Genomic DNA, 24,218 nt, shown 5'->3' on the forward strand with positions numbered 1-24,218 from the left:
GGGATACACAGGCGTCGCCGTTTCGTGGACGTCAGGCAGGAATAGTCATGTTGAAACGTGCTCGCGCGCTCGCCTCCGTCGCCGTTGTGGCCATCGTCACCGGGATCAGTGCACCCGCCTGGGCCGATACGCTGCAGGAAGCGATCGCCCTGGCTTACCGGACCAACCCGTCGTTGCTGGCGCAGCGGGCCAGTCAGCGGGCCCTGGACGAATCGGTCGTGCAGGCGAGGGCAGGTCTGCGACCCACGGTCGATGTCAGCGCGGACGCGGGCTACAGCTTCAGCCGCACAAGAGGCGGACCGCGCGAGGTCGATACCAACAATGACGGCATTCCGGACGCGACCATCAATGTGCCCACGTCCAACGACGACAGCGCGACTGCGGGTCTGAGCATCGGTCTGGGTCAGACGATCTATTCAGGCGGGCGCATCGGCCACGGTATCACCGCCGCAGAGGCCAACATCCTGGCCGGGCGCGAGAACCTGAGGGATATCGAGCAGCAGGTGCTGACCTCTGTGATCCAGGCCTATGCCGATGTGCTGCGCGATGTCGAAATCCTGCGTATCCGCGAATCGAACCTGACCGTGCTGCAACGCCAGCTGGACGAGGCCTCGGCGCGGTTCGAGGTCGGCGAGATCACCCGCACCGACGTGGCCCAGGCCGAGGCGCGGCTGGCCCAGTCCAATGCCGACCTGGCCAATGCGCGGGCCCAGCTGTCGGTGTCGCGTGCAGCCTATGCCGCCGTTGTCGGGCAAGCTCCGGGCACGCTTGAGGCCATGCCAGTCCTGCCGGGCGTCCCGGCAGATTTTGATGCTGCACTGGACGTGGCCATTCTGGACAACCCGTCGGTCCGGGCTGCGACCTATAATCTACAGGCGGCAGAGGCCAATGTGGCCGCAGCGCGCGCCGAATACATGCCGTCGGCACGCCTGACGGCGTCCTACGGCGGCACGACCGACGACCTGTCGGGTTTCAACCTGACCGACCGCACGGCGTTTCAGGCCGGGGCCTCGATCTCGGTGCCGCTGTTCACAGGTGGCTTGAACCAGTCGCGTGTCGCGGCGGCTCTGGAGCGGGCCAATGTCGCCCAGATCCAGGTCGAGGGCGAGCGCCGCAATGTGCTGCAATCCGTCAGTTCCTCGTTTGCCCAGTCGCTGTCGGCACGCTCCAGCCTGCAAGCCGGTACCGAAGCGGTTCGCGCCGCTACCGTCGCCGCCGAGGGTGTGCGTCAGGAGGCCCAGGTGGGTCTGCGGACCACTCTGGATGTGCTGAACCAGGAGCTGGAGCTGCGCAACGCGGAGGTCACCCTGGCCAGCGCTCGCCGCAACGAATACGTCGCCCAGGCCCAGCTGCTGGCGGCCATGGGCCGTCTGGAAGGTCAGGATCTTGATCCGACCATCGAAGTCTATGACGCCGAGATCAACTACAACCGCGTGCGTAATCGCGGGGCTCTGCCGTGGGACGGCATCATCGAGACGATCGATCGCATCGCCGCGCCGCCGGTCGTGCCTGCCAACGACGCGGAGGACGCGCCGATCGACCGCCAGCTGAAGTCGGAAATCATCTCGACCGCACCGCAAAACTGATCGGGACACAGAAGAAGGCTTCGCCTGTCAGGCGAAAAACGCCCGTTGATTATGACGCGGCGAGATGCGACGACAGGTCATGCGGTGGTCACGCTTATGCGCGCGCCGTTCGATGAGACTGCGCCGTGCCGCGCCTTGGGGTTAAGCCATGACTGATCAGCCCGCCCAGGAACCGACGATGGAGGAAATCCTGGCGTCGATTCGCCGGATTATCTCCGAGGACGACGCGCCGGTCGCGGCGGCCGAGCCGGAGGCGGAAGCCGAGGCGGCTGCTGAGCCCACCCCCGAACCCGAACCGGTGGCGGCGGCAGCACCCGCGCCCGAGCCGGGACCGGTCGAGGAGGACGTGCTGGAGCTGACCGAGACCTATGACGCCCCGGCCGAAGAGAGCATCGGCGATCTGGATGTGTCGTCGGGCGAGGATGAGCCAGATCCGTTCCCGAGCACGCCGCTCAGCGAGGCCTTCCCCGAGCCCGCCCCTGCGCCCGCGCCGACGCCCGCTCCGGCCTACAACACCCTGGTCGGTGACAGTGCCGCCGCCAGTGCGGCCTCGGCCTTTGCCGGTCTGGCCAGTGCGGCTCGCCGTCCGACCGAGGATGCGCCCGCCGTGGCCGGTCCGACGATCGACGAACTGGCGCGCAGCCTGCTGCGTCCGATGCTGAAGGAGTGGCTCGACGCCCATCTGCCGGGCATCGTCGAGGCCGAGGTACGCAAGGAAGTAGAGCGCATCGCGCGCAACGCCGGCTAGCCCTTCGCCTCACCCGCGACTAAACCGAATGGGGCGGCTCCGGCAGGGGCCGCCCTTTTCACATTTCTGACCCGCCTTCGTACGAAACGATCCGCCATGCTCGACAAGACCTTCGATCCCAAGGCCGCCGAACCCAGTCTGTACGCGATGTGGGAGGCGTCCGGCCTGTTCGCGCCGCGCGCCGCCACGGGAATGGACACCGCCGCCGGGGCCTATTCGATCGTCATTCCGCCGCCGAACGTGACGGGGTCGCTGCACATCGGCCATGCGCTGAACAACACCCTGCAGGACATCCTGGCCCGCTATCACCGGATGAAGGGCAAGGCGGTGCTCTGGCTGCCTGGCACAGACCACGCTGGCATCGCGACCCAGATGGTGGTCGAGCGCCAGCTGGCGGCCCAAGGCAACGTCGGTCGCCGCGACATGGGCCGCGAGGCCTTTGTCGAGAAGATCTGGGAATGGAAGGCCGAGAGCGGCGGGACCATCGTCCAGCAGCTGCGCCGTCTGGGCGCCAGCTGCGACTGGAGCCGCGAGCGGTTTACCCTGGACGAGGGGCTGAACGCGGCGGTGCGCAAGGTCTTCGTGCAACTGCACAAGGAAGGCCTGATCTATCGCGACAAGCGGCTGGTGAACTGGGACCCGCATTTCCAAACGGCGATCAGCGACCTGGAGGTCGAACAGCGTGAGGTCGAGGGCCACTACTGGCACTTCGCCTATCCGCTGGCGGATGGCGTGACCTATGAGCATCCGGTCGCGTTCGACGAGGACGGCAGGGCGACGGAGTGGGAGACGCGCGACTTCATCGTCGTGGCGACGACAAGGCCCGAGACCATGCTGGGCGACACGGGCGTGGCCGTGCATCCGGACGATGAGCGCTATGCGGGGCTGGTCGGGAAGTTCGTGACCTTGCCGATCGTCGGGCGGCGGATTCCGATCGTGGCCGACGACTATGCCGATCCGACCAAAGGCTCGGGCGCGGTGAAGATCACGCCGGCGCATGATTTCAACGACTTCCAGGTTGGCAAGCGCGCGGGGTTGGCGGCGTTGAACGTCATGGACGGCTTCGGGCGGATCACCGACGCCGATACGACCGACGTCCCGGCTGAGTATGTCGGCGTGGACCGCTTCGCCGCCCGCAAGGCCATCGTCGCCCGCTCGGAAGAGGACGGCTGGCTGCGCGAAATCGAGAAGACCAAACACGTCGTTCCGCACGGCGACCGGTCCGGCGTGGTCATCGAGCCGTGGCTGACGGACCAGTGGTACGTTGACGCCCACACCCTGGCCCAGCCCGCCATAAAGGCGGTTGCGACGGGCGCGACGGTGTTCGAGCCGAAGTCCTATGAGAAGATCTATTTCGAATGGATGCGCAACATCGAGCCGTGGTGCGTGTCGCGCCAGCTGTGGTGGGGGCATCGCATTCCGGCGTGGTATGGCCCCAACGGCGAAATCTATGTCGCCGAGACGGAGGAGGACGCCCGCGAGCAGGCGATGTCGGACTATGATTCCGAGGTCGTGCTGACGCAGGACGAGGACGTTCTGGACACCTGGTTCAGTTCGGCCCTGTGGCCGTTCTCGACCATGGGCTGGCCCGAAAAGACCGAGGATCTGGAGCGGTTCTATCCGACCAGCGATCTGGTGACGGCGGCGGACATCATCTTCTTCTGGGTGGCCCGGATGATGATGATGGGGCTGCACTTCATGGACGGTGAGGTGCCCTTCAAGCGGGTGATCATCAATGGCCTGGTCCGCGACGAGAAGGGCCAGAAGATGAGCAAGTCCAAGGGCAATGTCATCGACCCCCTGACCATCATCGACGAGCTGGGGGCCGACCCCTTGCGCTTTACCATGGCCATCCTGTCGGGGACGCGCGACATCAAGTTGAGCCGCCAACGTATTGAAGGATACCGCAACTTCGGCACCAAGCTGTGGAACGCCGCGCGCTTTGCCCAGATGAACGAAGCACGCCGTGTCGAGGGCTTCGACCCGTCGACGGTCGCGCAGACCATCAACCGCTGGGTGCGCGGCGAACTGGCCAAGGCCGAGCGCGAGGTGTCGTCGGCCATCGAAGGCGGTCGTTTCGACGATGCGGCCTCGGCGCTGTATCGCTTCGTCTGGAACGTGTTCTGCGACTGGTATCTGGAGCTGGCCAAGCCGGTGTTCCAGGGTACCGACGAGGCCGCCAAGGCCGAGACGCGGGCGATGACGGCCTGGACCCTGGATCAGACGCTGAAGCTGATGCACCCGGTCATGCCCTTCATCACCGAGGAGCTGTGGGACAAGCTGGCCGATGAGGGCGCGGCGCGGTCGGAGGCGACCCTGATCGGTGCCGCCTGGCCGGATTTGCCGGACAGCTTCATCGACACGGCGGCGCAAGGCGAGATCGGCTGGCTGGTCGATCTGGTCACCGAGGTGCGCCAACTGCGAGCGGAGATGAACATCGCGCCGTCGGTGAAACCCCCGCTCAGCTTCGTCGCGCCAGATTCGACGACGACCGAGCGGATCGCGCGGCACCGCGACCTGATCCTGACGCTGGCGCGGGTGTCGGAGGTGGCGACTGTGGAGGCGGCACCTGAAGGGGCCGTGACCTTCGTCATTGGCGGGGCGACCGCGGCGCTGTCGCTGGCCGGGCTGATCGACCTTGAGGCTGAACGCACTCGCCTGAACAAGGAGATCGCGGCGTTCGAAAGCGACATCGGCCATTTCAACAAGAAGCTGGGCAACCCCAACTTCGTCGCCCGCGCCGCGCCCGAGGTCGTCGACGAGCAGCGCGAGAAGCTGGCCGAGGCCGAGGCGGGCAGGGCGCGGTTGCAGGCCGCTCTGGCGCGGCTGGATGCGGTGGGCTGAGGCGGTTCAGCCCTGGTTGTCGGTCAGGATGCGGGGCCAGTTCGCCTCGCCCCTGGCGATAGCCCCGGGAATGTCCTGCTCCCACAGCATGCGGGCGCGGTCGTTGAAGTTCAGATACAGACGCCCGTCAACGATGCGCCAGACTGTCGGATCGCCCGGCGCGATATAGCCCTGACTGGCCGCCCAGGCGCAGTAGCCTCCAAACTGAGGGGCATAGGCCTGAGGGTTGGCCTCAAACATTGCGCGGTGTTCGGCGGTGGCGAAACGCCAGGTCGCCCCATTCCAGTCCAGGGTGATGGCGGCATCGCCTGCGACGGGCTGGTTTCTCGTGAAATAGGCGACGGGATCATGGCCGCCCAGGGCCAGACGGTCGGCGGCAGCATGGACCGGTGGATAGGTCTTTGACTGTGCCCAGGCCTCCGCATTGCCGATGATCGGGGTAAGCGCGAGGGCCATCAGCGTGGCCAGAACGAAACGCAGCATCATGGGGCACCCTCCCGGCCCACCGTTGCGGGGCCATTCGAGATGGCATACGCCCGCGCGGGCTGCCGGGTTACAGGAGACTGAACATGCCGCGTCTGGACGTCGAACTGGTCTCGCGTGGCTTGGCCGAAAGCCGGGCCAAGGCCAGGGCTGCCATCGAAGCGGGCGGCGTCACGGTCGATGCTGTGCCCGCCCGCTCTGCATCTCAGAATGTGAACGATGGCGCGGTGATCGTGGCGGTGCCTGCGCATCGCTGGGTTGGCCGCGGGGCGTTGAAGCTGGATCATGCGCTGACCCTGTGGCCCGTCGCAGTGGATGGACGCGTGGTGCTGGACGTTGGCGCGTCAACGGGCGGTTTCACTGAGGTATGTCTGGAACGGGGGGCCGCCCAAGTCTTTGCCGTGGACGTGGGGCAGGGCCAGATGCATCCGCGTGTGTCAGTCGACGCGCGCGTCGTTAACCTGGAGCAGACGGATGCACGTAACCTGACTCCCGCATTGGTGCTGGAAGCGCCGCAGTTGATCGTTTGCGACGCCAGCTTCATCGGTCTGGCCAAGGTGCTGCCAGCAGCATTGGATCTGGCGGCGGACCGCGCGGACCTGATCACACTGGTCAAGCCGCAGTTCGAGGCGGAAGGGCCGGGTGGGGGCAAGAAAGGCGTGGTCAAGGATGCGGACGCTCACGCCGCAGCGCTCGCATCAGTATCGGACTGGCTGGAATGTGTCGGCTGGGCCGTTCAGGCGACGACGGAAAGCCCGATCACGGGCGGCGACGGCAATGTCGAGTTCCTGCTCTGGGCGAAGAAGCGCTAGTGGTCGCGCAGCAAGCGACCGCGTCAAGCCTTGGTGCTCGCCCTCGCTCAAGCAGCGAGGCTCCGCGAGCCGAGCGGCAGCGCCCTAAAAATAAGAAGCCGCCGGCGGATTACTCCACCGGCGGCTCCCGTCACGTCGTCGATCGACAGGGGGGCTGAAAACTAATCGACGACGCGATAGCGGCCGGACTGGTCGGGGCAGGTCCGCACATAGCGGGTCTCCGAACGACCGTCAGGAAGGCGAATCCGGCTCTCGGCCAAGCGGCAACCGTCTCGGTCGGTATTGCCGTAGCCGTAGCTGGAGGAATAGCGGCTGGAGTAGTCGTCCCCGTAGCCATAGCTGGAGCCATAGCTCGAACCGTAGCTGGACGTAGGAGCCGGATAGACCTGGACATAGCGGCTGTCCGAATAGCGATCGCCGTACCGGTCGTCGGCGTATCGATCGTCATAGACGGGGGCGGAATAGGCCCGGTCGTCGTAATAGTTCGACGGATAGGTCTCGCAGTTGTTGCCCGAGTTGCGACCGACGACATTGCCGATCACGGCTCCGACGACGCCACCCAGAATGCTGCCCTCGGTGCGGCGACCGCGGGCGGCCAGCTGGGAACCGGCGACGGCACCGGCAGCACCGCCGATGAAGGTGCCCGCGCCCTGACGCTGGCCGCGATCGTTGCGGCAATAATCGTAGCTGGAGCGATCGTCGCCGTAGTAGCGGCTGTTGTAATCATACGGTTGGCTATAGCTGCCCGTGCCGTAGTTCTGGGCATAGTAGCTCTGGGCCGAAGCGGGCAGGGCGCTGAAGCCTACGGTGGCAAGAGCGGCGGCTGCGGCAACGGCGGTCTTGGCGGACAGAGCGGACATCGGCGTATTCCTGAAATCGTTAACGGATAACGGGCCCAACGGCTGGACCGGCTGTCTGTTGCATCGAGGTTTAGCCCTGCGAAGCTGAACGGCGATTGAGCGCGGCGTTCATCTTCGTTCATGTTTCGCTAGGCTGCGATAAGCCGCTAGAAGCGGTCCATGACGCAGACTTTGACGATTGCACGCGTGGGCCATCAGGGCGACGGCATTGCCGAGACAACGGATGGTCCAGTCTTTGTGCCTGGGGCCTTGCCTGGCGAAGTGGTTACCGGTGCCGTCCATGGCGACCGGATGGATCGGTTCGACCTGATCCAGGCCAGCATGGACCGCCAGCCGATCCATTCCGAGACCTATGCCGAGTGCGGCGTCGCGCCGATGCAGCACTGGGCCAATGCGCCCTATCTGGCGTGGAAGCGCGAACTGGTTGTGGCGACCTTGGCGCGTGACGGAATCGAAACCGAGGTCGAGGCGACGGTCGCTGTGCCTCCGGCCAGTCGACGGCGGCTGGCCTTGCATGCCCGGCGAGCCGAAGACGGGCGGGTGCTGCTGGGGTTCAAGGCGCGGCGGTCGTGGCGGCTGGTCGAACTGACGGACTGTCCGGTGTCGGACCCGCGCCTGACGATGGCCCTGCCTTCGTTGCGCGAGGTGGCCGCGCCCTTCCTGGGGCACCCGAAATCGGCTCCGACCCTGCATGTGACGCTGACCGACACGGGTCTTGATGTCGATGTGACAGGGGTCGAAAAGAAGTCAGGCGGCCTGACAGGTGACACGCGCGCCCTGGCGATTGCGGCGGCGTCGCGGGCGGGTCTGGCGCGGCTGAGCCTGGATGGCGAGGTGCTGATGATGGAGCGGCAGCCGCGCGTGACGTTCGGCCGGGCCAGCGTGCCGCTGCCGCCCGGCGGATTCCTGCAAGCCGCGCCGTCGGCCGAGGTCGAGATGGTGCGGCGGGCCGTTGAGGCGGTGAAGGGCGCGAAGAAGGTCGCGGACCTGTTTTGCGGCGCAGGCACCTTCACCTTCCCTCTGGCAGAAGTGGCCAGCGTATTCGCGGCGGATTCGTCTGCGGCCTCCATCGCTGCCCTGAAGGCCGGAATCGGCACTGCCCAAGGACTGAAGACCATCCGGGCCGAAGCCCGCGATTTGTTCCGGCGCCCCCTGTCGCCTTTCGATCTGAAAGGCATCGAAGCCATCGTTATGGATCCCCCGCGTGCGGGGGCGCTTGAACAGACCGGTCAGATCGGACGGACCGATGCCTGCGTCGTCGTAGGGGTGTCCTGCAATCCGGCAACCTTTGCCCGCGATGCGCGGGTGCTGATCGATGCTGGGTTCAGGCTGGAGCGCGTCACACCGATCGACCAGTTCTTGTGGTCGACCCATGTCGAACTCGTCGGGGTGTTCCGGAGGTGAAGCCTCAGGCAGCCTTTTCCAGTTCGGCCATCTGCTGGATGGCGACATAGTCGGTCTTGCCGGTGCCCAGCACGGGGACTTCAGCCACCCTCATGATCTTCTTGGGCACGGCCAGTTCCGGCGCACCATGCTCGCGGGCCCATTCGGTCAGGCGGGAAACGTCGGCGTCCATCCGGTCGGTGACCAGAACCAGCTTCTCGCCCTTGCGGCTGTCGGGAATGGAGACGACCGCGTGCCGATTGTCGGGCCAGACAGCCGAGGCCAGACCTTCGACGGCCATCAGGGACACCATCTCCCCGCCGATCTTGGCAAACCGCTTCACCCGACCGAGGATGGCAATATAGCCCTCGTCGTCCAGCGAGACGATGTCTCCGGTGTCATGCCATCCGCCGTCCAGTGGTTCGATCACCTGCGGGTCAGTGGCCGACAGATAACCGCTCATGACGTTTGGCCCGCGCAGATACAGACGACCGCCCTCGGTAATCCCGGGCACCTGGTCCAGACGCCAGCTCATTCCCGGCATGATCTGACCCACGGTGCCGGGGCGGTTGCGATCGGGATGGTTTACGGCGGCCACGGGCGAGGTCTCGGTCGCGCCATAGCCTTCCAGCAGTTTCAGGCCGTGGAAGCGGGTGTTGAAAAGATGGTGGGTCTCGTCGCGGACCCGTTCGGCCCCGGCGACGATGAACTTCAGTGTGGAGAAATCGTCCGGCCCGGCCACGCGGGCATACTGGTTCAGGAAGGTGTCGGTGGCGAACAGGATCGAGGCCTTCACCTGCGGCAGCAGTTCGACGATCTGCTTGGCGTGCAGGGGCGAGGGATACTGGAACGCCTTCAGCCCCTGGAACAGCGGCAGCAGCACGCCTCCGGTCAGTCCGAAACAGTGGAATGTCGGCAGGGGGTTGAACATCACCCAATCCGGGTCGAGCGGAATGTGCTGGTTCACCTGGCGGGAGTTGGCGACCAGATTCCACTGGCTCAGCACTACGCCCTTTGGCGCGCCGAAGCTGCCGGAGGTGAACAGCACCACGCCGGGCGAAGACGGCGCGGTCTTGACCAGGAACCGGCGCGGCATCAGCCCCGCCATCAGGCCGAACAGCTTGTCGGGCAGGCCGATCGATTTACGCACATCGTCCAGCCACACGATCTCGGCCACTGTCGCCAGGTCCGCGACCAGATCGTCCAGCTTGGCCTGATCGATGAAGCGTTTGGCGGTCAGGATCTTCCTGACGCCCGCGGCCTTCAGCGCGGCCTTCAGGTTCAGCTCCCCGGCCGTAAAGTTCAGCATGACCGGCTGGCGGCCATAGGCATGCAGGGCGAAGAAGGTGACCACGCCGCCTGCGCTGGACGGCAGCATGATAGCGACCCGTTCTGATGGGTTGGTCATCGCCGCAATCTTGCGCCCCAGCACGAAGGCCGCACGGATGACGCCCGTATAGGTCAGGGGATTGCGGTCCTGATCCTCCAGAATCTCCTTGTCGCCATAGGTCTCGCGGGCGGCGATCAGAGCGTCGAACAGCGACTGTTCGGCAAGCTTGGGGTCCAGGGGTACGCGCAAGAACTAACCTCCGTGCGGATGCGGTTGGTCCCGCAGCCTTGGTATCAAGCCGCGCAAACTAGAGGGGAGAGGCGGGCTTGAAAAGATATGTTACCCAGCGTGAGGCCTGAGCCGACCTTGCCTTCCGTGCCCGGAAAGACGACATAGCGATCTCGCCCAGCGACGGAGCCGCGACGCCCTTGGTCACCCTGATCGACACTCTCAGGAAAACGCCGTCCGAACTGCGTCACCCGGAAAAGCAGAACCGGCCGGAGACGGCTGTGCTGAAAAAGCCCGACTGGCTTAGGGTCAAGGCCCCCGGCTCGGGCCAATACAATGCCACCAAGGCCATCGTGAAGGACAAGGGCCTCGTCACAGTCTGCGAGGAGGCGGCCTGTCCCAACATCGGCGAGTGCTGGAGCCAGAAGCACGCCACCCTGATGATTATGGGCGACACCTGCACGCGGGCCTGCGCCTTCTGCAACGTCAAGACGGGCCTGCCCCAGCCGCTCGATCCGGGAGAGCCGGGCAAGGTCGGGCTGGCGGTGGCGCAGCTGGGCTTGAATCACGTCGTGATCACCTCGGTGGACCGCGACGATGTCTCGGACGGCGGTGCGGCCCACTTCGCTGAGGTCGTGCGCCAGATCCGCATTCAGGCTCCGAACACGACGATCGAGATCTTGACCCCCGACTTCCTGCGCAAGGATGGCGCGGCCGAGGTCATGATCGACGCGACCCCGGACGTGTTCAACCACAACCTCGAGACCGTGCCGCGGCTCTATCTGAAGATCCGGCCCGGTGCCCGCTACTTCCACTCCTTGCGCCTGCTGCAGATGGTCAAGGAGCGCGACCCCAACCAGTTCACCAAGTCCGGCATCATGGTCGGCCTCGGCGAGACCAAGGAGGAGGTCATGCAGGTGATGGACGACATGCGCTCCGCCGGCGTCGACTTCATTACCATCGGGCAGTATCTGCAGCCGACCCGCAAGCACGCCGCCATCGAGCGGTTCGTGACGCCCGAAGAGTTCAAGGCCTATGAGGCGATCGCCCGAGCCAAGGGCTTCCTGATGGTGTCGTCCAGTCCGCTGACACGCAGCTCGCACCACGCGGGCGATGATTTCGCACGGTTAAGGGCGGCGCGTCTGGCCCAAACCGGACGCTGAGCCGCGCTTGGCCGTCCACCGCGTCACCCGCATCCTGCCCTATGCGCCCGAACAACTCGCGGCCCTGGTGGCGGACGTGCGCGCCTATCCCGACTTCGTGCCCTGGGTGAACAGCATGCGGGTCTGGAACCCGCGTGAGGAGACACCCGGCGTCGATCTGCTGGATGCCGAGGCGGCGGTGGGATTTTCGTTCCTGCGCGAGCGGTTCTCGACCTGGGTTCGGCATGATCGCAACGCCCATGTGGTCGAGGTCGGGCTCATCCGGGGGCCGTTCAAACATCTGAATAATCGCTGGAGCTTTCACCCCGATCCGGCTGGGACCCGGGTCGAGTTCATGATCGACTTCGCCTTCAAGACCCGGCTTCTGGATGCCATGCTGCATGCCAATTTCGATCGAGCGGTCGGGTCGCTGATGCGATGTTTCGAGGCGCGGGCAGCCCAGCTTTACGGGCCGAAGCCGTGAGCTTCGACTTCGACGCCACCGTGGTCGGAGCCGGGGCGGTAGGCCTCGCCTGCGGGCGCGCGCTCGCGAAACGGGGTCTGACGGTTCTGGTGCTGGAGAAGGAAGGCCACATCGGCCAGGGGGTTTCGTCGCGCAACAGCGAGGTCATCCACGGCGGCCTCTACTATCCGACCGGCACGTTGAAGGCACGGTTCTGCGTCGAAGGGCGGCGGGCGCTCTATGGCTTTCTGGAGAGCCACAAGATCGACTATCGCAGATGCGGCAAGCTGGTCGTGGCGACCGAAGAGGCCGAGGTCGAACGGATCGAAGCCATATTCCGGCAGGCGACGGCTAATGGTGTCGAGGGTCTGGAGCATCTGACCGGAGCCCAGGCGCGGGCGTTGGAGCCGGGTTTGAACGCCTATGCCGCGATCCTGTCACCGGAGAGCGGCCTGTTCGCCAGCCACGATTATATGCTGGCTCTGGTCGGTGAAATCGAGGATGCGGGCGGCTCGGTCGTCGTCAACACACCGTTCGAGCGGGCCGAAGCGCTGCCCGGCGGTGGCTTCGCGATCACCGCTGGAGGCGAGGCCGGGGCGACCCTGACGACGCGCCTGCTGGTCACCGCGCCGGGGTTGCAGGCGCAAGGCGTAGCCTCTCGGATCGACGGGTTTCCCGCTGACCACATCCCTGAGGGCCATTTCGGCAAGGGCGTCTATTTCCGCCTGACCGGCAAGGCCCCGTTCGAGCGGCTGATCTATCCGCCGCCGATCCCCGGTGCCCTCGGCACCCACTATCGGAAGGACCTGGGCGGGCAGGCCGTGTTCGGGCCGGACCTGGCCTATGTCGACACCGAGGACTATTCGGTAGATCCCGCCAAGGCGGACGAATTCGCACATTACATCCGCCGCTTCTGGCCGGGCCTGCCGGAGGGGGCGCTGACGCCCGACTATGCCGGAATCCGTCCCAAGCTGCATGGGCGGGGCGAGCCGCAGCCGGACTTTGAGTTGCGAGGGCGCGACGACCATGGGCTGGACGGGCTGATGGCCCTGTTCGGTATCGAAAGCCCCGGCCTGACCAGTTCGCTGGCCATAGGCGAGGCGGTTGCGGACATGCTGGACGCATGAGCGAGTTCGTTTTCCGAACCGCCACACAGGACGACGTCGCGAGTCTCCAACCCTTTGTGCATGCGGCCTATCGCGGTGACAGCGCTCGCAGGGGCTGGACGCACGAAGCGGACCTGTTGGACGGACAAAGGATCGACGATCTAGCCCTGTCAGCCATGATCGATGCCCCGGACCATGTCATCCTGATCGCCGAGCAGCAGGGCGAACTGGTGGGCTGTGTCCAGGTCAACGGCAAGGGAAACGGTCTGGCCTATCTGGGGATGCTGTCGGTCGATCCGGAACGGCAAGGGGGTGGCATCGGCCGACGGCTGATCAAGGCGGCGGAGGCCGAAGCCCACTCGACCTTCAAGGCGACGCGCATGGAGATGACCGTCATCGTTCAGCGGACGGAACTGATCACCTGGTACGCGCGATGCGGCTACCAGCCGACGGGAGAAACGCGACCGTTTCCGGCCACTGATCCGCGTTTCGGCCTGCCGAAGCGAGACGATCTGGCTTTTGTGGTCCTGGCGCGAGACCTGACGCCACAAGCTTGACCCTGGACATATAATCTAGGCAATCCGCGCCAGATGGAAATCGCCACGCCCAGACTGAAGCTGAGGACCGCCCAGCCAACCGATCTGGCTGGCATCCACGCCGTGCTGTCCGATACAGCCGCCATGCGCTGGTGGGCCACACCTCCGCACCAGACGCTGGAAGAAAGCGAAGCCTGGCTGGCGGCGATGATTGCCAACGGCCCCGAGCACCCAGACTTCATCATCGAGCGCGACGGCGAGGTGATCGGCAAGGTCGGCTTCTGGTCCCCGCCGGAGATCGGCTACATCCTGCACCCATCGCATTGGGGAAAGGGGTTGGCGAGTGAGGCCTTGGTGGCTGCGATCGACCATCTCTTCTCCCACCATCCGTTCGATCAGATTACCGCCGATGTCGATCCGGCCAATGCGGCATCAATCCGGCTGCTGGAGCGAATGGGGTTCATCAGGACGGGCAGCGCAGAGCGAACGATGCAGGTGGGCGGGGTCTGGGTCGACAGTCTGTTCTACGCTCTGACGCGGTCAGCCTGGGCATTGCATCGCAAGGCTTGAACTCCCCGACGGGTTGAGGCATAAGCCCGCCCTCGCTGGCGGCTCCACTCGGGCCGCCGCTGTTGTTTTCGCGCTCCTGTAGCGCCGACCTAGAAGATTGAGACGGACATGGCTGTTCCGAAGCGCAAAGTATCGCCCTCGCGTCGCAACATGCGTCGCTCGCACGACGCCCTGGGCACCAATGCCTATACGGAAGACAAGGACACGGGCGAACTGCGTCGCTCGCACCACATCGACCTGAAGACCGGCACTTATCGCGGCCGTCAGGTTCTGACGCCCAAGGAAGACTAGGTCTTCGGTTCAGGCGTCTTGCTGGCGAATCAGCAGGACGGCAGACGGAATTCACGGCGCGCGGTCACCCGCGCGCCGTTTTCGTGCTTTGATGTCCTCCGAACTTCCACGGGAGACCGCCTATGATCCGTTCAATCCTGGTGACCGCCTCGGTCCTGGCGCTGGCCGCCTGCAACTCACCCGAGCCGGAGAAAGTTGCCACCGAAACCGTGCCGCCGCCCGTGGCCGCCCCCGACGCCCCCGCGCCGGTCGTCGATGCCAACGCCCTGACGCCCGAAGGCTGGGGCAATATCCGGGTCGGCATGACCCGCGCCGAGGTCGAGGCCGCCGTCGGTCCCGACTCATCGCCCAATGCGGTCGGCGGGCCGGACCCTGCAGCCTGCGACCTGTTCCACCCCGAACAGGCCCCGACCGGCATGATGGTCATGGTCGAAAATAATGTGGTGACCAGCGTCTGGCTGAACCGCGGTGCCACGGTAAAGACTGATCGCGGTTTCGGCATCGGCGACGAGGCGGCGGAAATCAAGGCGGCCTATGGAGATGCGGCAACCGCCAGCCCACACAAATACAGCGCCGCTCCCGCCGAATATATCACAGCCTGGGCCAGCGGAGGCGGTGATGGGTACATTCAAAATCCGGCCGCCCGCGGGATCAGCTATCACGTCGGCAACGACGGAAAAGTGAACTTTGTCGCTGCGGGTGGGCCGAGCATCCAGTATGTCGAGGGTTGTGCCTGACCCTGGCCTGATGCCGGGATGGTTGGCGTATCGCCGGGGCTTGCGCTAAACCCCGGCGACATTCCTGACAGCAGAGCCTGACTCATGACCGACATCGCCGACATCGTTGCCCGCCAGATCCTCGACAGCCGTGGCAATCCGACGGTCGAGGTGGATGTCATCTTGGACGACGGCAGCTTCGGCCGTGCGGCCGTGCCTTCGGGTGCCTCGACTGGTGCACACGAGGCGGTAGAGTTGCGTGACGGCGACAAGTCTCTCTGGGGCGGCAAGGGCGTCGGCAAGGCCGTGGATGCCGTCAACGGCGAAATTTTCGACGCCCTATCCGGCATGGACGCCGAGGACCAGCGCCGCATCGACGAGGCCCTGATCGCGCTGGACGGGACAAACAACAAGGGTCGGCTTGGGGCCAATGCAATCCTCGGCGTGTCCCTTGCCTGCGCCAAGGCCAGCGCCATTTCCTCGGGCCTGCCTCTGTATCGCTATCTGGGCGGGGTCTCGGCCCGCGTCTTGCCGACGCCGATGATGAACATCATCAACGGCGGCGCCCATGCCGACAATCCGATCGACATTCAGGAGTTCATGATCCTGCCGACCGGTGCCGAGAGCTTTTCGGAGGCTCTGCGCATGGGCTCGGAAATCTTCCACGCCCTGAAGACCCAGCTGAAGGACGCGGGCCACAACACCAATGTCGGCGACGAAGGCGGTTTCGCTCCCAACCTGGCCTCGGCCGAAGAAGCGCTGAGCTTCATCACCCGAGCCGGTCAGGCCGCCGGCTATCTGGCGGGCGAAGACTTCCATCTGGCGCTGGATGTCGCGGCCACCGAGTTCTTCAAGGACGGCAAATATCTGCTGGCAGGCGAAGGCAAGAGCTTCGAGGCCGACGCGATGGTCAACTATCTGGCCGACCTGTGCCAGCGCTTCCCCATCGTTTCGATCGAGGATGGCTGTGCCGAGGACGACTTCGATGGCTGGAAGCTGTTGACGGATCGTCTGGGCGACCGGGTCCAGATCGTGGGCGACGATCTGTTCGTGACCAATCCGGCGCGTCTGGCCGCCGGCATCGGCGAGGGCCTGGCCAACTCCATCCTGGTCAAGGTCAACCAGATCGGCACCCTGTCCGAGACCCTGGACGCCGTCGATATGGCGCATCGCGCGGGCTATACTGCGGTCATGAGCCACCGCTCGGGCGAGACCGAGGATTCGACCATCGCCGACCTGGCCGTCGCTACCAACTGCGGGCAGATCAAAACCGGTTCGCTGGCGCGTTCCGACCGGACGGCCAAGTACAACCAACTCCTGCGCATCGAAGAGATGCTGGGCGACCAGGGCGTCTATTTCGGCGACGGCATGCTGCTGAATCGATAGGCAGAAGTTAAGGCCAAGCTACGGTTTGTTAGGCATTTTCGGTCACACACGATCAACTGTGTGCCCACGCTCAGAAGGAGCGGCCCGAATGCCAGAGCGTATGAAGCCGTACCTGCCGTCCGCCGTCCTGTTGTTTCTGATCGCCTATCTGGGTGTTCAGGCCCTGACCGGGTCGCGCGGCTTGCTGAATGGACATGAGCGGGACGCTCTGCTGAGCCAGCGCCAGGCGCAACTGGCCGAGGTGATGGAGCAGCGTCGCGACCTGGAGGTGCGGGTCCAGTATCTGCGCACCGACACCCTGTCGCGCGACCTTCTGGAAGAGCGGGCGAGGGCGGTTCTGGGGTTTGCGGACCCGCGCGACTATGTGATCCGCGTCTCTGCGCCACAGCCTGCGGACGCCGCCGATAAGCCCGCCGTCACGCCCACTTGAACTATTGTTACAGCGCCGCCGGGCGACTTTGCGTTACGGGAACGAAGGCTGCTAAAGCCCCTTAACGTAACGACAAGAGACCTCCACACCCACCGTGGGGCGAGGTCCAGCCGGGAGATATCGGATGGCGAAAGCCCCCGCGGCCAAGACTGCGCCGAAGACGCTGCCCAATACGCCGACGGCCTCCAAGGAGGACCTGCTTCGGTTCTATCGCGAGATGGTGCTGATCCGCCGTTTCGAGGAGCGGGCAGGGCAGCTGTATGGCATGGGCCTGATTGGCGGCTTCTGCCACCTGTACATCGGTCAGGAGGCCGTGGCCGTCGGCGTTCAGGAAAGCGTCAGGCAGGGCCACGACAAGATCATCACCGGCTACCGCGACCACGGCCACATGCTGGCCGCCGGCATGGACCCGAAAGAGGTCATGGCCGAGCTGACCGGCCGCATCGGCGGTTCGTCCAAGGGCAAGGGCGGGTCGATGCACATGTTCGACGTACCGACCGGCTTCTATGGCGGGCATGGCATCGTGGGGGCGCAGGTCGCGCTGGGCACCGGCCTGGCGTTCGCCGGCAAGTACCGCGGCGATGACTCGGTTGCCTTCATCTATTTCGGTGACGGCGCGGCCAACCAGGGCCAGGTCTACGAAAGCTTCAACATGGCCCAGCTGTGGAAGCTGCCGGCCATCTACATCATCGAGAACAACCAGTACGCCATGGGGACCAGCATCGAACGCTCGTCCTCCACGACACAGCTCAGCGAGCGCGGAGCCAGCTTCGGCATCCCCGGTGAGCAGGTCGACGGCATGGATGTGCTGGCCGTGCGTGACGCTGTTGCCAAGGCGGTCAAGCGTGCGCGCGAGGGTGGCGGCCCCTTCATCCTGGAAGTGAAGACCTATCGCTATCGCGGTCACTCCATGAGCGATCCGGCCAAGTACCGCACCAAGGAAGAGGTCGATGAGGTCAAGACGACCCGCGACCCGATCGACCACGTGAAGAAACTTCTGGCCGACGCCAAGGCGACCGAGGACGAGATCAAGGCCATCGACGCCGAGATCAAGGCCATCGTGGCAGAGGCCGTCCAGTTCGCCCAGGAAAGCCCGGAACCGGATCCGAGCGAGCTGTATACCGACGTCTATTTGGAGGCTGCCCAGTGACCGACATTCTCATGCCGGCGCTGTCGCCCACGATGGAAGAGGGCACGCTTACCAAGTGGCACATCAAGGCGGGTGACGTCGTCTCCGCCGGCCAGGTCATCGCCGAGATCGAGACCGACAAGGCGACCATGGAAGTCGAGGCCGTTGACGAGGGGGAAGTGCTGGAAATCCTCGTGTCCGAAGGCTCCGAGAACGTGAAGGTCAACACCCCGATCGCGCGCCTGGCTGGCGAGGACGGCGCGGCCGCCCCGGCATCAAAACCGGCCGAGGATGCGGCTGCGGTTCAGGCCCCTATTGCCAAGCCTGAGGCTGACGAAGCCAAATCCGGCGATCCGGAGAAGGCTCCGCCCCAGACCGCGACGCCCAAGGTCGATCTGCGCGATCCGGAGATTCCGGAAGGTGCCAAGCTGGTCAAGACGACCGTGCGCGACGCCCTGCGCGACGCCATGGCCGAGGAAATGCGCCGTGACGACAAGGTCTTCCTGATCGGCGAGGAAGTTGCCCAGTATCAGGGGGCCTATAAGGTCAGCCGCGAGCTGTTGCAGGAGTTCGGCGAGCAGCGCGTCGTCGATACGCCCATCACCGAGCATGGCTTTGCCGGTCTGGGCGTCGGCGCGGCCATGGCGGGCCTGAAGCCGATCGTCGAGTTCATGACCTTCAACTTCGCCATGCAGGCCATCGACCACATCATCAACTCGGCCGCCAAGACACTGTACATGTCGGGCGGCCAGATCCGTGCGCCTATCGTCTTCCGCGGGCCGAACGGTGCGGCCAGCCGCGTGGGTGCCCAGCACAGCCAGGATTACTCCGCCTGGTACGCCAATGTCCCGGGCCTGAAGGTCGTCGCGCCCTATGACGCCGCCGATGCCAAGGGGCTCCTGAAGTCGGCCATCCGCGATCCCAACCCCGTCGTCTTCCTTGAACACGAGATGATGTACGGCATCGAGTTTGATGTGCCGGACGTCGAGGATTACCTGGTTCCCATCGGCAAGGCCAAGGTTCGCCGCGAGGGCAAGGATGTCACAGTCACCGCCCATGCCCGTATGGTTGGTTTTGCGCTTGCTGCTGCCGAGAAGCTGGCGGAGGAGGGGATAGACTGCGAGGTCATTGACCTGCGCACCCTGCGCCCGCTGGATCACGAAACCATCGTCGAAAGCGTCAAGAAGACCAGCCGCCTCGTCTCCGCCGAAGAAGGTTGGGGGCCTATGGGCGTCGGGGCCGAGGTCGTGGCCCGGGTGATCGAACACGCCTTCGACTACCTCGATGCGCCACCGCTAAGGGTGCATCAGGAGGATGTGCCGCTGCCCTATGCCGCCAATCTGGAAGCCCTGTCACTGCCCGGCACCGACAAGATCGTCGCGGCCGTGAAGGCGGTGATGGCATGAGCGAGGCCCCTGAGTTCCTGCTGACCACGCCTGACAGCGTTGCCAGTGACCCGCACGCCATCGAAATCATCCGCATGTGGTGGTCGAAGAATGAGCCCGTCATGTCGGTGAAGCCCGCCTTCAACGATCCGCACAAGTTCGGCGAGATGCTGGCCATCGCGGCACGCCACATGGCCCACGGCTATGCCGTCCGACACGGCCACAACGAGCGCGAGGCCTATGCTCGTATCCTCCAGGGCCTTAGCGACGTGGTTAAAGCGGACAATGTCCAGACCGTCGCCGAACCCGTGAGCAAGGGGCCCGAGACCAAGGGATCAGTGCAATGACCGACATCCTGATGCCCGCCCTGTCGCCCACCATGGAAGAGGGCGTACTCGCCAAGTGGCACGTCAAGGTCGGCGACACGGTCAAGGCCGGGGACGTCATCGCCGAGATCGAAACCGACAAGGCGACCATGGAGGTCGAGGCTGTCGACGAGGGCGAGATCACCGACATCCTGGTGGCCGAAGGCTCCGAAGGCGTGAAGGTCAATACGCCGATCGCACGGCTGAAGGACGAAGACGGCGCGGCGGCTCCGGCGGCGAAGTCTGATGCACCCAAGGCCGAAGCGCCGAAAGCCGCTGAAGCCCCGAAGGCCCGGGCTGCTCGAGTTGAAGCATCGCCAACTGCGGCTACCCCCAAAGCCACTCCGGCCAAGGCAGCTGACGGCGGACGGCTGTTCGCGTCACCTTTGGCCCGTCGCCTGGCCGCTCAGGCGGGTGTCGAACTGTCGGCGATCAAGGGCACCGGACCCCACGGCCGCATCGTCAAGCGCGATGTCGAGGCTGCGGGCAAGGGCGGGGCAAAACCCGCTCCTGCCGCCGCTGCGACAGGTTCGGGCATTGCCTCGCGGCCGGTCCAGTCTCTGGCCCAGATGGGCATTCCGGACGGCAGCTACGACCTGATCCCGCTGGACGGCATGAAGAAGGCTATCGCCCGGCGCATGGTCGACAGCATCCAGCAGGTGCCGCATTTCCCGCTGTTCATCGATGTCGAGATCGACGCCCTCCTGGCTGCCCGGGCCAGGGTCAACGCCATGCTGGAACCGCAGGGTATCAAGGTCTCGGTCAACGACTTCGTCATCAAGGCCGCCGCCATGGCCCTGAAGGCCGTGCCGGAAGCAAACGCCAGCTATTCGCCCGAAGGCATCGCCATGCACCACAACGCTGATGTGGCGATGGCGGTGGCGATCGACGGCGGCCTGATTACCCCGATCATCCGCAAGGCCGAGACCAAGTCGCTGTCGCAGATCGCGACCGAGTCCAAGGACCTGGCCAAGCGCGCCCGCGACCGCAAGCTAAAGCCCGAAGAGTTCCAGGGCGGCACGTTCAGCGTCTCCAACCTGGGTATGTTCGGCATCAAGTCCTTCAGCTCGATCATCAACGAGCCTCAGGGCGCGATCATGAGCGTGGGGGCAGGCGAGCAGCGCCCCGTTGTCAAGAACGGCCAACTGGCCGTCGCCACGGTCATGACCGTCACCCTGACCTGCGATCACCGCGTAGTGGATGGCGCGACCGGCGCGCGCTTCCTGCAGGCCTTCAAGCCGATGATCGAAGACCCCGTCACCATGCTGGCCTAGGGGAGGGCAGTCATGGCCTCGGTCTACGACTTCTCCGCTACCGCCATCGACGGGACGGAGCGATCGCTCGAAGCGTTTCGCGGCCATGCCCTGCTGATCGTCAATACGGCATCGAAATGCGGCTTCACCGGCCAGTACAAGGGCCTTGAAGATCTGCACCGCCGGTTCGCGGACCAGCCGTTCGAGGTTCTGGGCTTTCCCTGCAACCAGTTCGGTCAGCAGGAGCCGGGCATGGCCGACGAGATCGCCACCTTTTGCTCGACGAACTTTGACGTGTCGTTTCCGCTGTTCGACAAGGTCGAGGTGAATGGTCCCAACCGGCACCCCCTCTATGCCTGGCTGACCGAGCAGAAGAAGGGATTCCTGGGCTCGAAAGCCATCAAGTGGAACTTCACGAAATTCCTGACCGACCGCGAGGGCAGGGTGGTCGCCCGCTATGCCCCGCAGACTGAACCCTCGGCCATCGCGGCCGACATCGAAAAGCTGATCTGATCATGGCTCAAGAGTTCGACCTCATCGTCATCGGTTCCGGCCCCGGCGGCTATGTCGCCGCCATCCGCGCCAGCCAACTGGGCCAGAAGGTCGCCATCGTCGAGCGCGAAAACCTGGGCGGCATCTGCCTGAACTGGGGCTGTATCCCGACCAAGGCGCTGCTCAAGTCGGGCGAGAAATACGAGAGCCTGAGCCATCTGAAGGACTACGGCCTGTCCGCTGACAAGGTCGGCTTTGACTTCGACGCCATCATCGCGCGGTCGCGCGGCGTGGCCAAGCAGCTGAACAGCGGCGTCGGCTTCCTGATGAAGAAGAACAAGATCGAGGTCATCGAGGGCTCGGCGAAACTGGAGAAGGGGACTGTGGCCCCCAAGGTCGTGATCGACCTGAAGGCCGGAGGTTCGCGCACGGTCGAGGCCAAGGCGGTCATGCTGGCCGTAGGTGCTCGCGCCAAGGCCATCCCGCAGATCGGGCTGGAAGCCGACGGCGACCGCATCTGGGCCTACCGCGAAGCGATGGCCCCAAAGTCCATGCCCAAATCGATCGTGGTCATCGGGTCTGGGGCGATTGGTATAGAATTCGGGAGCTTTTACAGGGCCCTGGGGGCAGAAGTTACGGTCGTGGAAGCGGTAGATCGCATCATGCCGGTCGAGGATGAAGAAGTCTCCAAGGCCGCGCAGAAGTCCTTTGAGAAGCGCGGCATGAAGTTCCGTACCGGCTGCAAGGTTACCAAGGTCTCGAAGGGCGGGCAGAGCGTGCAGGTCGCCATTGAGGCGGGCGGCAAGGCCGAGAAGCTGGAGGCCGAGGTCTGCATCTCTGCCGTCGGCATCACCGCCAACACTGACGGCATCGGTCTGGAGGCGCTGGGCGTCAACATGGACCGCGGCCACATCACCATCGACGGCCACTGCCAGACGAATGTGAAGGGGCTGTACGCCATCGGCGACTGCGCCGGGGCCCCCTGGCTGGCGCATAAGGCGTCGCACGAAGGCATCCATGCCGCCGAGCACATTGCCGGATTCAAATCACCGAACGTCAACTCGCCCATCGCGGGGTGCACCTATGCCCAGCCGCAGGTCGCCTCGGTCGGGATCACCGAGCAAGGCGCGCGTGAAGCCAAGCGCGAGGTCAAGATTGGTCGGTTTCCGTTCAAGGTTAACGGCAAGGCGATCGCGTCCGGCGACACCGACGGCTTTGTCAAAACCATCTTCGATGCCAAGACGGGTGCGCTGATCGGGGCCCACATGATCGGGGCAGAGGTCACCGAGATGATCCAGGGCTATGTCACGGCCATCGCTATGGAGGCGACCGAGGAAGACGTCCACGGCATCGTCTATCCGCACCCGACGATGTCGGAGGCCATGCACGAAGCCGCGCTGGATGCCTATGGACGCGTGATCCACATCTAGACTGGCGCATGTAGACCGGCGCAAGCGTGAAGGGGCAACGGAAGGGTGCTGAGCGCCACTCTGCTGCGGGATGCGTTTATCGCCTAAGATATATTATGTGAAATATTGAGTTGGTGCTTTCGATCTGCCGTGTTAGTGCTCTAGATTCCCGAGACTCCGCGCCTGAGCGGCGGTTTGGTGCCCGGTTGGTTGGATTCCGGTTCCAAGTTCGTCGGACTCAGGCGCTAAGCGGCTTCCGCATTCGCGCTCTCCAGCACATGGCTGACAGCAGTGAAAACTAGTTTATTCGGCGTCACCCGGCGACCAAGCGCCGCATCCCGAACGGTGTGAGCAAACCGGACCGGCACGTTGACGCTGATATGCACAGCGTCGTTCTCGATTGCGAAAAGATGCCGATATCCCACCATGTGGTCTCGGATGAAAGTCTCCACCGTCTCGACGTAGAAGTCTGCGGCTTTTGATCCACGACGTGCCGCCAACGTCTTCATAGCTTCGTGCATCGGCCTGGGCAGACGAAGACTCATCGAACGGTGGCCGCTTTCCTCGGCGGATTGGGCGTCGCTGGAGGTCTTCACTTTCGCTCCCTTAGGCAGTTCGTCCTAGGAGATGCGCAAACCCGGACTCTGTCGTCTAGAGCATCCGATTATATACTATGGGATATAAAGCGCGACCGCTGCCGCCGGCCCAATGCGCTTGGTTAACGAGGCCGGCCATCTTCGGATTCGCGCTTCCATTTCCGCTAGGCGGCTGTCTTCGGCATAGGCGAATGGCGGCTTCCCCGAGCTTCGCCCAGGCTGTTTCAGGCTTCGGCGACTTCAAGCCCTTGCCCGAGGCCGGCGAACAGCCGGATCCATCGCGCGTCTATCGCGTCATCTTCGACGTCTCCCAGGGCGGCCCGGACGACAGGCCGCTGAAGGGGTTGGATCGCGTCGCACGGCTGGCGAACATGCTGGCGTCGGGCGGCGTGGACGCCGACCATCGTCAGATCGTCGTCGTGCTACACGGCGCCGCCACCCCTGCGGTCCTGTCCGACGCCGCCTGGGCCGCGCGCGGCAAGGGCGACGCCAATCCCAACAGCGCCCTGATCCGCAGCCTCATCGCCGCAGGCGTCCAGGTTCGTCTGTGCGGCCAGGCCATGGCGGGGAACGGCATCGCGCAAGCCGACCTCGAACCGGGCGTGAGCGTCGATCTCGCTGCCCTGATGACGGTCATCCACCTTCAACAGGCCGGATATGCCCTGGTTGTGAACT

25 protein-coding genes are annotated in these 24,218 nt (G+C 64.8%); 21 read left to right on the forward strand and 4 right to left on the reverse strand.

Going from position 1 to position 24,218, the window contains the following annotated elements; genetic code table 11:
* Positions 1 to 47: 47 nt before the first annotated feature.
* From AC4PRM_RS12210 to AC4PRM_RS12220, 3 genes are all read left to right on the forward strand, one after another.
* Positions 48 to 1,586, forward strand: a complete 1,539-nt coding sequence (locus AC4PRM_RS12210) for a TolC family outer membrane protein (RefSeq protein WP_492040066.1) — start codon at positions 48 to 50, stop codon at positions 1,584 to 1,586.
* A gap of 148 nt (positions 1,587 to 1,734) precedes the next feature.
* Complete coding sequence (locus AC4PRM_RS12215; RefSeq protein ID WP_492040067.1) at positions 1,735 to 2,334, forward strand: DUF2497 domain-containing protein; 600 nt, start codon at positions 1,735 to 1,737, stop codon at positions 2,332 to 2,334.
* Between the two features lie 96 nt (positions 2,335 to 2,430).
* Positions 2,431 to 5,178, forward strand: a complete 2,748-nt coding sequence (locus AC4PRM_RS12220; RefSeq protein WP_492040068.1) for a valine--tRNA ligase — start codon at positions 2,431 to 2,433, stop codon at positions 5,176 to 5,178.
* Between the two features lie 6 nt (positions 5,179 to 5,184).
* Here the strand turns inward: AC4PRM_RS12220 and AC4PRM_RS12225 are convergent, their stop codons facing one another.
* The gene (locus tag AC4PRM_RS12225) at positions 5,185 to 5,664 is read right to left on the reverse strand and encodes a YHS domain-containing (seleno)protein (protein WP_373257575.1); all 480 of its coding nucleotides are present in this window, start codon (positions 5,662 to 5,664) and stop codon (positions 5,185 to 5,187) included.
* 83 nt (positions 5,665 to 5,747) lie between these two features.
* Here AC4PRM_RS12225 and AC4PRM_RS12230 point away from each other — a divergent pair, with 83 nt between their 5' ends.
* Positions 5,748 to 6,473 (forward strand): TlyA family RNA methyltransferase, encoded by a 726-nt coding sequence (locus AC4PRM_RS12230; protein ID WP_492040069.1) that lies wholly within the window; start codon positions 5,748 to 5,750, stop codon positions 6,471 to 6,473.
* A gap of 161 nt (positions 6,474 to 6,634) precedes the next feature.
* Here the strand turns inward: AC4PRM_RS12230 and AC4PRM_RS12235 are convergent, their stop codons facing one another.
* On the reverse strand, positions 6,635 to 7,333 hold the full coding sequence (locus tag AC4PRM_RS12235; RefSeq protein WP_492040070.1) for a glycine zipper 2TM domain-containing protein: 699 nt from the start codon (positions 7,331 to 7,333) through the stop codon (positions 6,635 to 6,637).
* 159 nt (positions 7,334 to 7,492) lie between these two features.
* On the opposite strand from AC4PRM_RS12235, the gene AC4PRM_RS12240 reads away from it, so the two are divergent.
* A complete protein-coding gene (locus AC4PRM_RS12240; protein ID WP_492040071.1) occupies positions 7,493 to 8,737 on the forward strand; it encodes a class I SAM-dependent RNA methyltransferase in 1,245 nt (414 codons plus the stop codon).
* A gap of 4 nt (positions 8,738 to 8,741) precedes the next feature.
* Here AC4PRM_RS12240 and AC4PRM_RS12245 read toward each other — a convergent pair whose 3' ends face one another.
* Entirely contained in the window at positions 8,742 to 10,295 is a 1,554-nt protein-coding gene (locus AC4PRM_RS12245; protein ID WP_492040072.1) for an AMP-binding protein, read from the reverse strand.
* 179 nt (positions 10,296 to 10,474) lie between these two features.
* Between AC4PRM_RS12245 and lipA the strand changes: the two genes are divergently transcribed.
* From lipA to lpdA, 15 genes are all read left to right on the forward strand, one after another.
* A complete protein-coding gene (lipA, locus tag AC4PRM_RS12250) occupies positions 10,475 to 11,437 on the forward strand; it encodes a lipoyl synthase (RefSeq protein ID WP_492040073.1) in 963 nt (320 codons plus the stop codon).
* A gap of 7 nt (positions 11,438 to 11,444) precedes the next feature.
* Positions 11,445 to 11,900: a type II toxin-antitoxin system RatA family toxin gene (locus tag AC4PRM_RS12255; RefSeq protein WP_492040074.1), complete on the forward strand. Its 456-nt coding sequence runs from the start codon at positions 11,445 to 11,447 to the stop codon at positions 11,898 to 11,900.
* Positions 11,897 to 13,006: an NAD(P)/FAD-dependent oxidoreductase gene (locus tag AC4PRM_RS12260; RefSeq protein WP_492040075.1), complete on the forward strand. Its 1,110-nt coding sequence runs from the start codon at positions 11,897 to 11,899 to the stop codon at positions 13,004 to 13,006. The genes AC4PRM_RS12255 and AC4PRM_RS12260 overlap by 4 nt, the downstream gene beginning before the upstream one ends.
* Entirely contained in the window at positions 13,003 to 13,542 is a 540-nt protein-coding gene (locus AC4PRM_RS12265; RefSeq protein ID WP_492040076.1) for a GNAT family N-acetyltransferase, read from the forward strand. Before AC4PRM_RS12260 ends, AC4PRM_RS12265 begins: the two co-directional genes overlap by 4 nt.
* Before the next feature lie 33 nt (positions 13,543 to 13,575).
* Positions 13,576 to 14,091, forward strand: a complete 516-nt coding sequence (locus AC4PRM_RS12270) for a GNAT family N-acetyltransferase (RefSeq protein WP_492040077.1) — start codon at positions 13,576 to 13,578, stop codon at positions 14,089 to 14,091.
* A gap of 108 nt (positions 14,092 to 14,199) precedes the next feature.
* On the forward strand, positions 14,200 to 14,382 hold the full coding sequence (gene rpmF, locus AC4PRM_RS12275; RefSeq protein ID WP_373257586.1) for a 50S ribosomal protein L32: 183 nt from the start codon (positions 14,200 to 14,202) through the stop codon (positions 14,380 to 14,382).
* Positions 14,383 to 14,504: 122 nt separating this feature from the next.
* Positions 14,505 to 15,119, forward strand: a complete 615-nt coding sequence (locus AC4PRM_RS12280) for a hypothetical protein (protein ID WP_492040078.1) — start codon at positions 14,505 to 14,507, stop codon at positions 15,117 to 15,119.
* Between the two features lie 84 nt (positions 15,120 to 15,203).
* On the forward strand, positions 15,204 to 16,484 hold the full coding sequence (gene eno / locus AC4PRM_RS12285; RefSeq protein WP_492040079.1) for a phosphopyruvate hydratase: 1,281 nt from the start codon (positions 15,204 to 15,206) through the stop codon (positions 16,482 to 16,484).
* A gap of 88 nt (positions 16,485 to 16,572) precedes the next feature.
* A complete protein-coding gene (locus AC4PRM_RS12290) occupies positions 16,573 to 16,914 on the forward strand; it encodes an FtsB family cell division protein (RefSeq protein WP_492040080.1) in 342 nt (113 codons plus the stop codon).
* A gap of 124 nt (positions 16,915 to 17,038) precedes the next feature.
* Complete coding sequence (gene pdhA / locus AC4PRM_RS12295) at positions 17,039 to 18,064, forward strand: pyruvate dehydrogenase (acetyl-transferring) E1 component subunit alpha (protein WP_492040081.1); 1,026 nt, start codon at positions 17,039 to 17,041, stop codon at positions 18,062 to 18,064.
* Positions 18,061 to 19,449, forward strand: a complete 1,389-nt coding sequence (locus AC4PRM_RS12300) for a pyruvate dehydrogenase complex E1 component subunit beta (protein ID WP_492040082.1) — start codon at positions 18,061 to 18,063, stop codon at positions 19,447 to 19,449. The genes pdhA and AC4PRM_RS12300 overlap by 4 nt, the downstream gene beginning before the upstream one ends.
* Positions 19,446 to 19,775 carry a DUF5076 domain-containing protein gene (locus tag AC4PRM_RS12305; protein WP_492040083.1) on the forward strand — a complete coding sequence of 110 codons (330 nt, stop codon included), beginning with the start codon at positions 19,446 to 19,448 and terminating at the stop codon, positions 19,773 to 19,775. Before AC4PRM_RS12300 ends, AC4PRM_RS12305 begins: the two co-directional genes overlap by 4 nt.
* Positions 19,772 to 21,067: a pyruvate dehydrogenase complex dihydrolipoamide acetyltransferase gene (locus AC4PRM_RS12310; protein ID WP_492040084.1), complete on the forward strand. Its 1,296-nt coding sequence runs from the start codon at positions 19,772 to 19,774 to the stop codon at positions 21,065 to 21,067. The genes AC4PRM_RS12305 and AC4PRM_RS12310 overlap by 4 nt, the downstream gene beginning before the upstream one ends.
* Before the next feature lie 12 nt (positions 21,068 to 21,079).
* A complete protein-coding gene (locus AC4PRM_RS12315; RefSeq protein ID WP_492040085.1) occupies positions 21,080 to 21,559 on the forward strand; it encodes a glutathione peroxidase in 480 nt (159 codons plus the stop codon).
* 2 nt (positions 21,560 to 21,561) lie between these two features.
* Positions 21,562 to 22,968, forward strand: coding sequence for a dihydrolipoyl dehydrogenase (gene lpdA / locus AC4PRM_RS12320; protein WP_492040086.1), 1,407 nt, complete (start codon positions 21,562 to 21,564; stop codon positions 22,966 to 22,968).
* 224 nt (positions 22,969 to 23,192) lie between these two features.
* Here lpdA and AC4PRM_RS12325 read toward each other — a convergent pair whose 3' ends face one another.
* Positions 23,193 to 23,543, reverse strand: coding sequence for a hypothetical protein (locus AC4PRM_RS12325; RefSeq protein ID WP_492040087.1), 351 nt, complete (start codon positions 23,541 to 23,543; stop codon positions 23,193 to 23,195).
* A gap of 191 nt (positions 23,544 to 23,734) precedes the next feature.
* Here AC4PRM_RS12325 and AC4PRM_RS12330 point away from each other — a divergent pair.
* The coding region (locus AC4PRM_RS12330; protein WP_492040088.1) for a DsrE family protein at positions 23,735 to 24,218 on the forward strand (484 nt) is incomplete at its 3' end.

The sequence above is a fragment of the Brevundimonas sp. DW-iso22 genome (assembly GCF_058725425.1).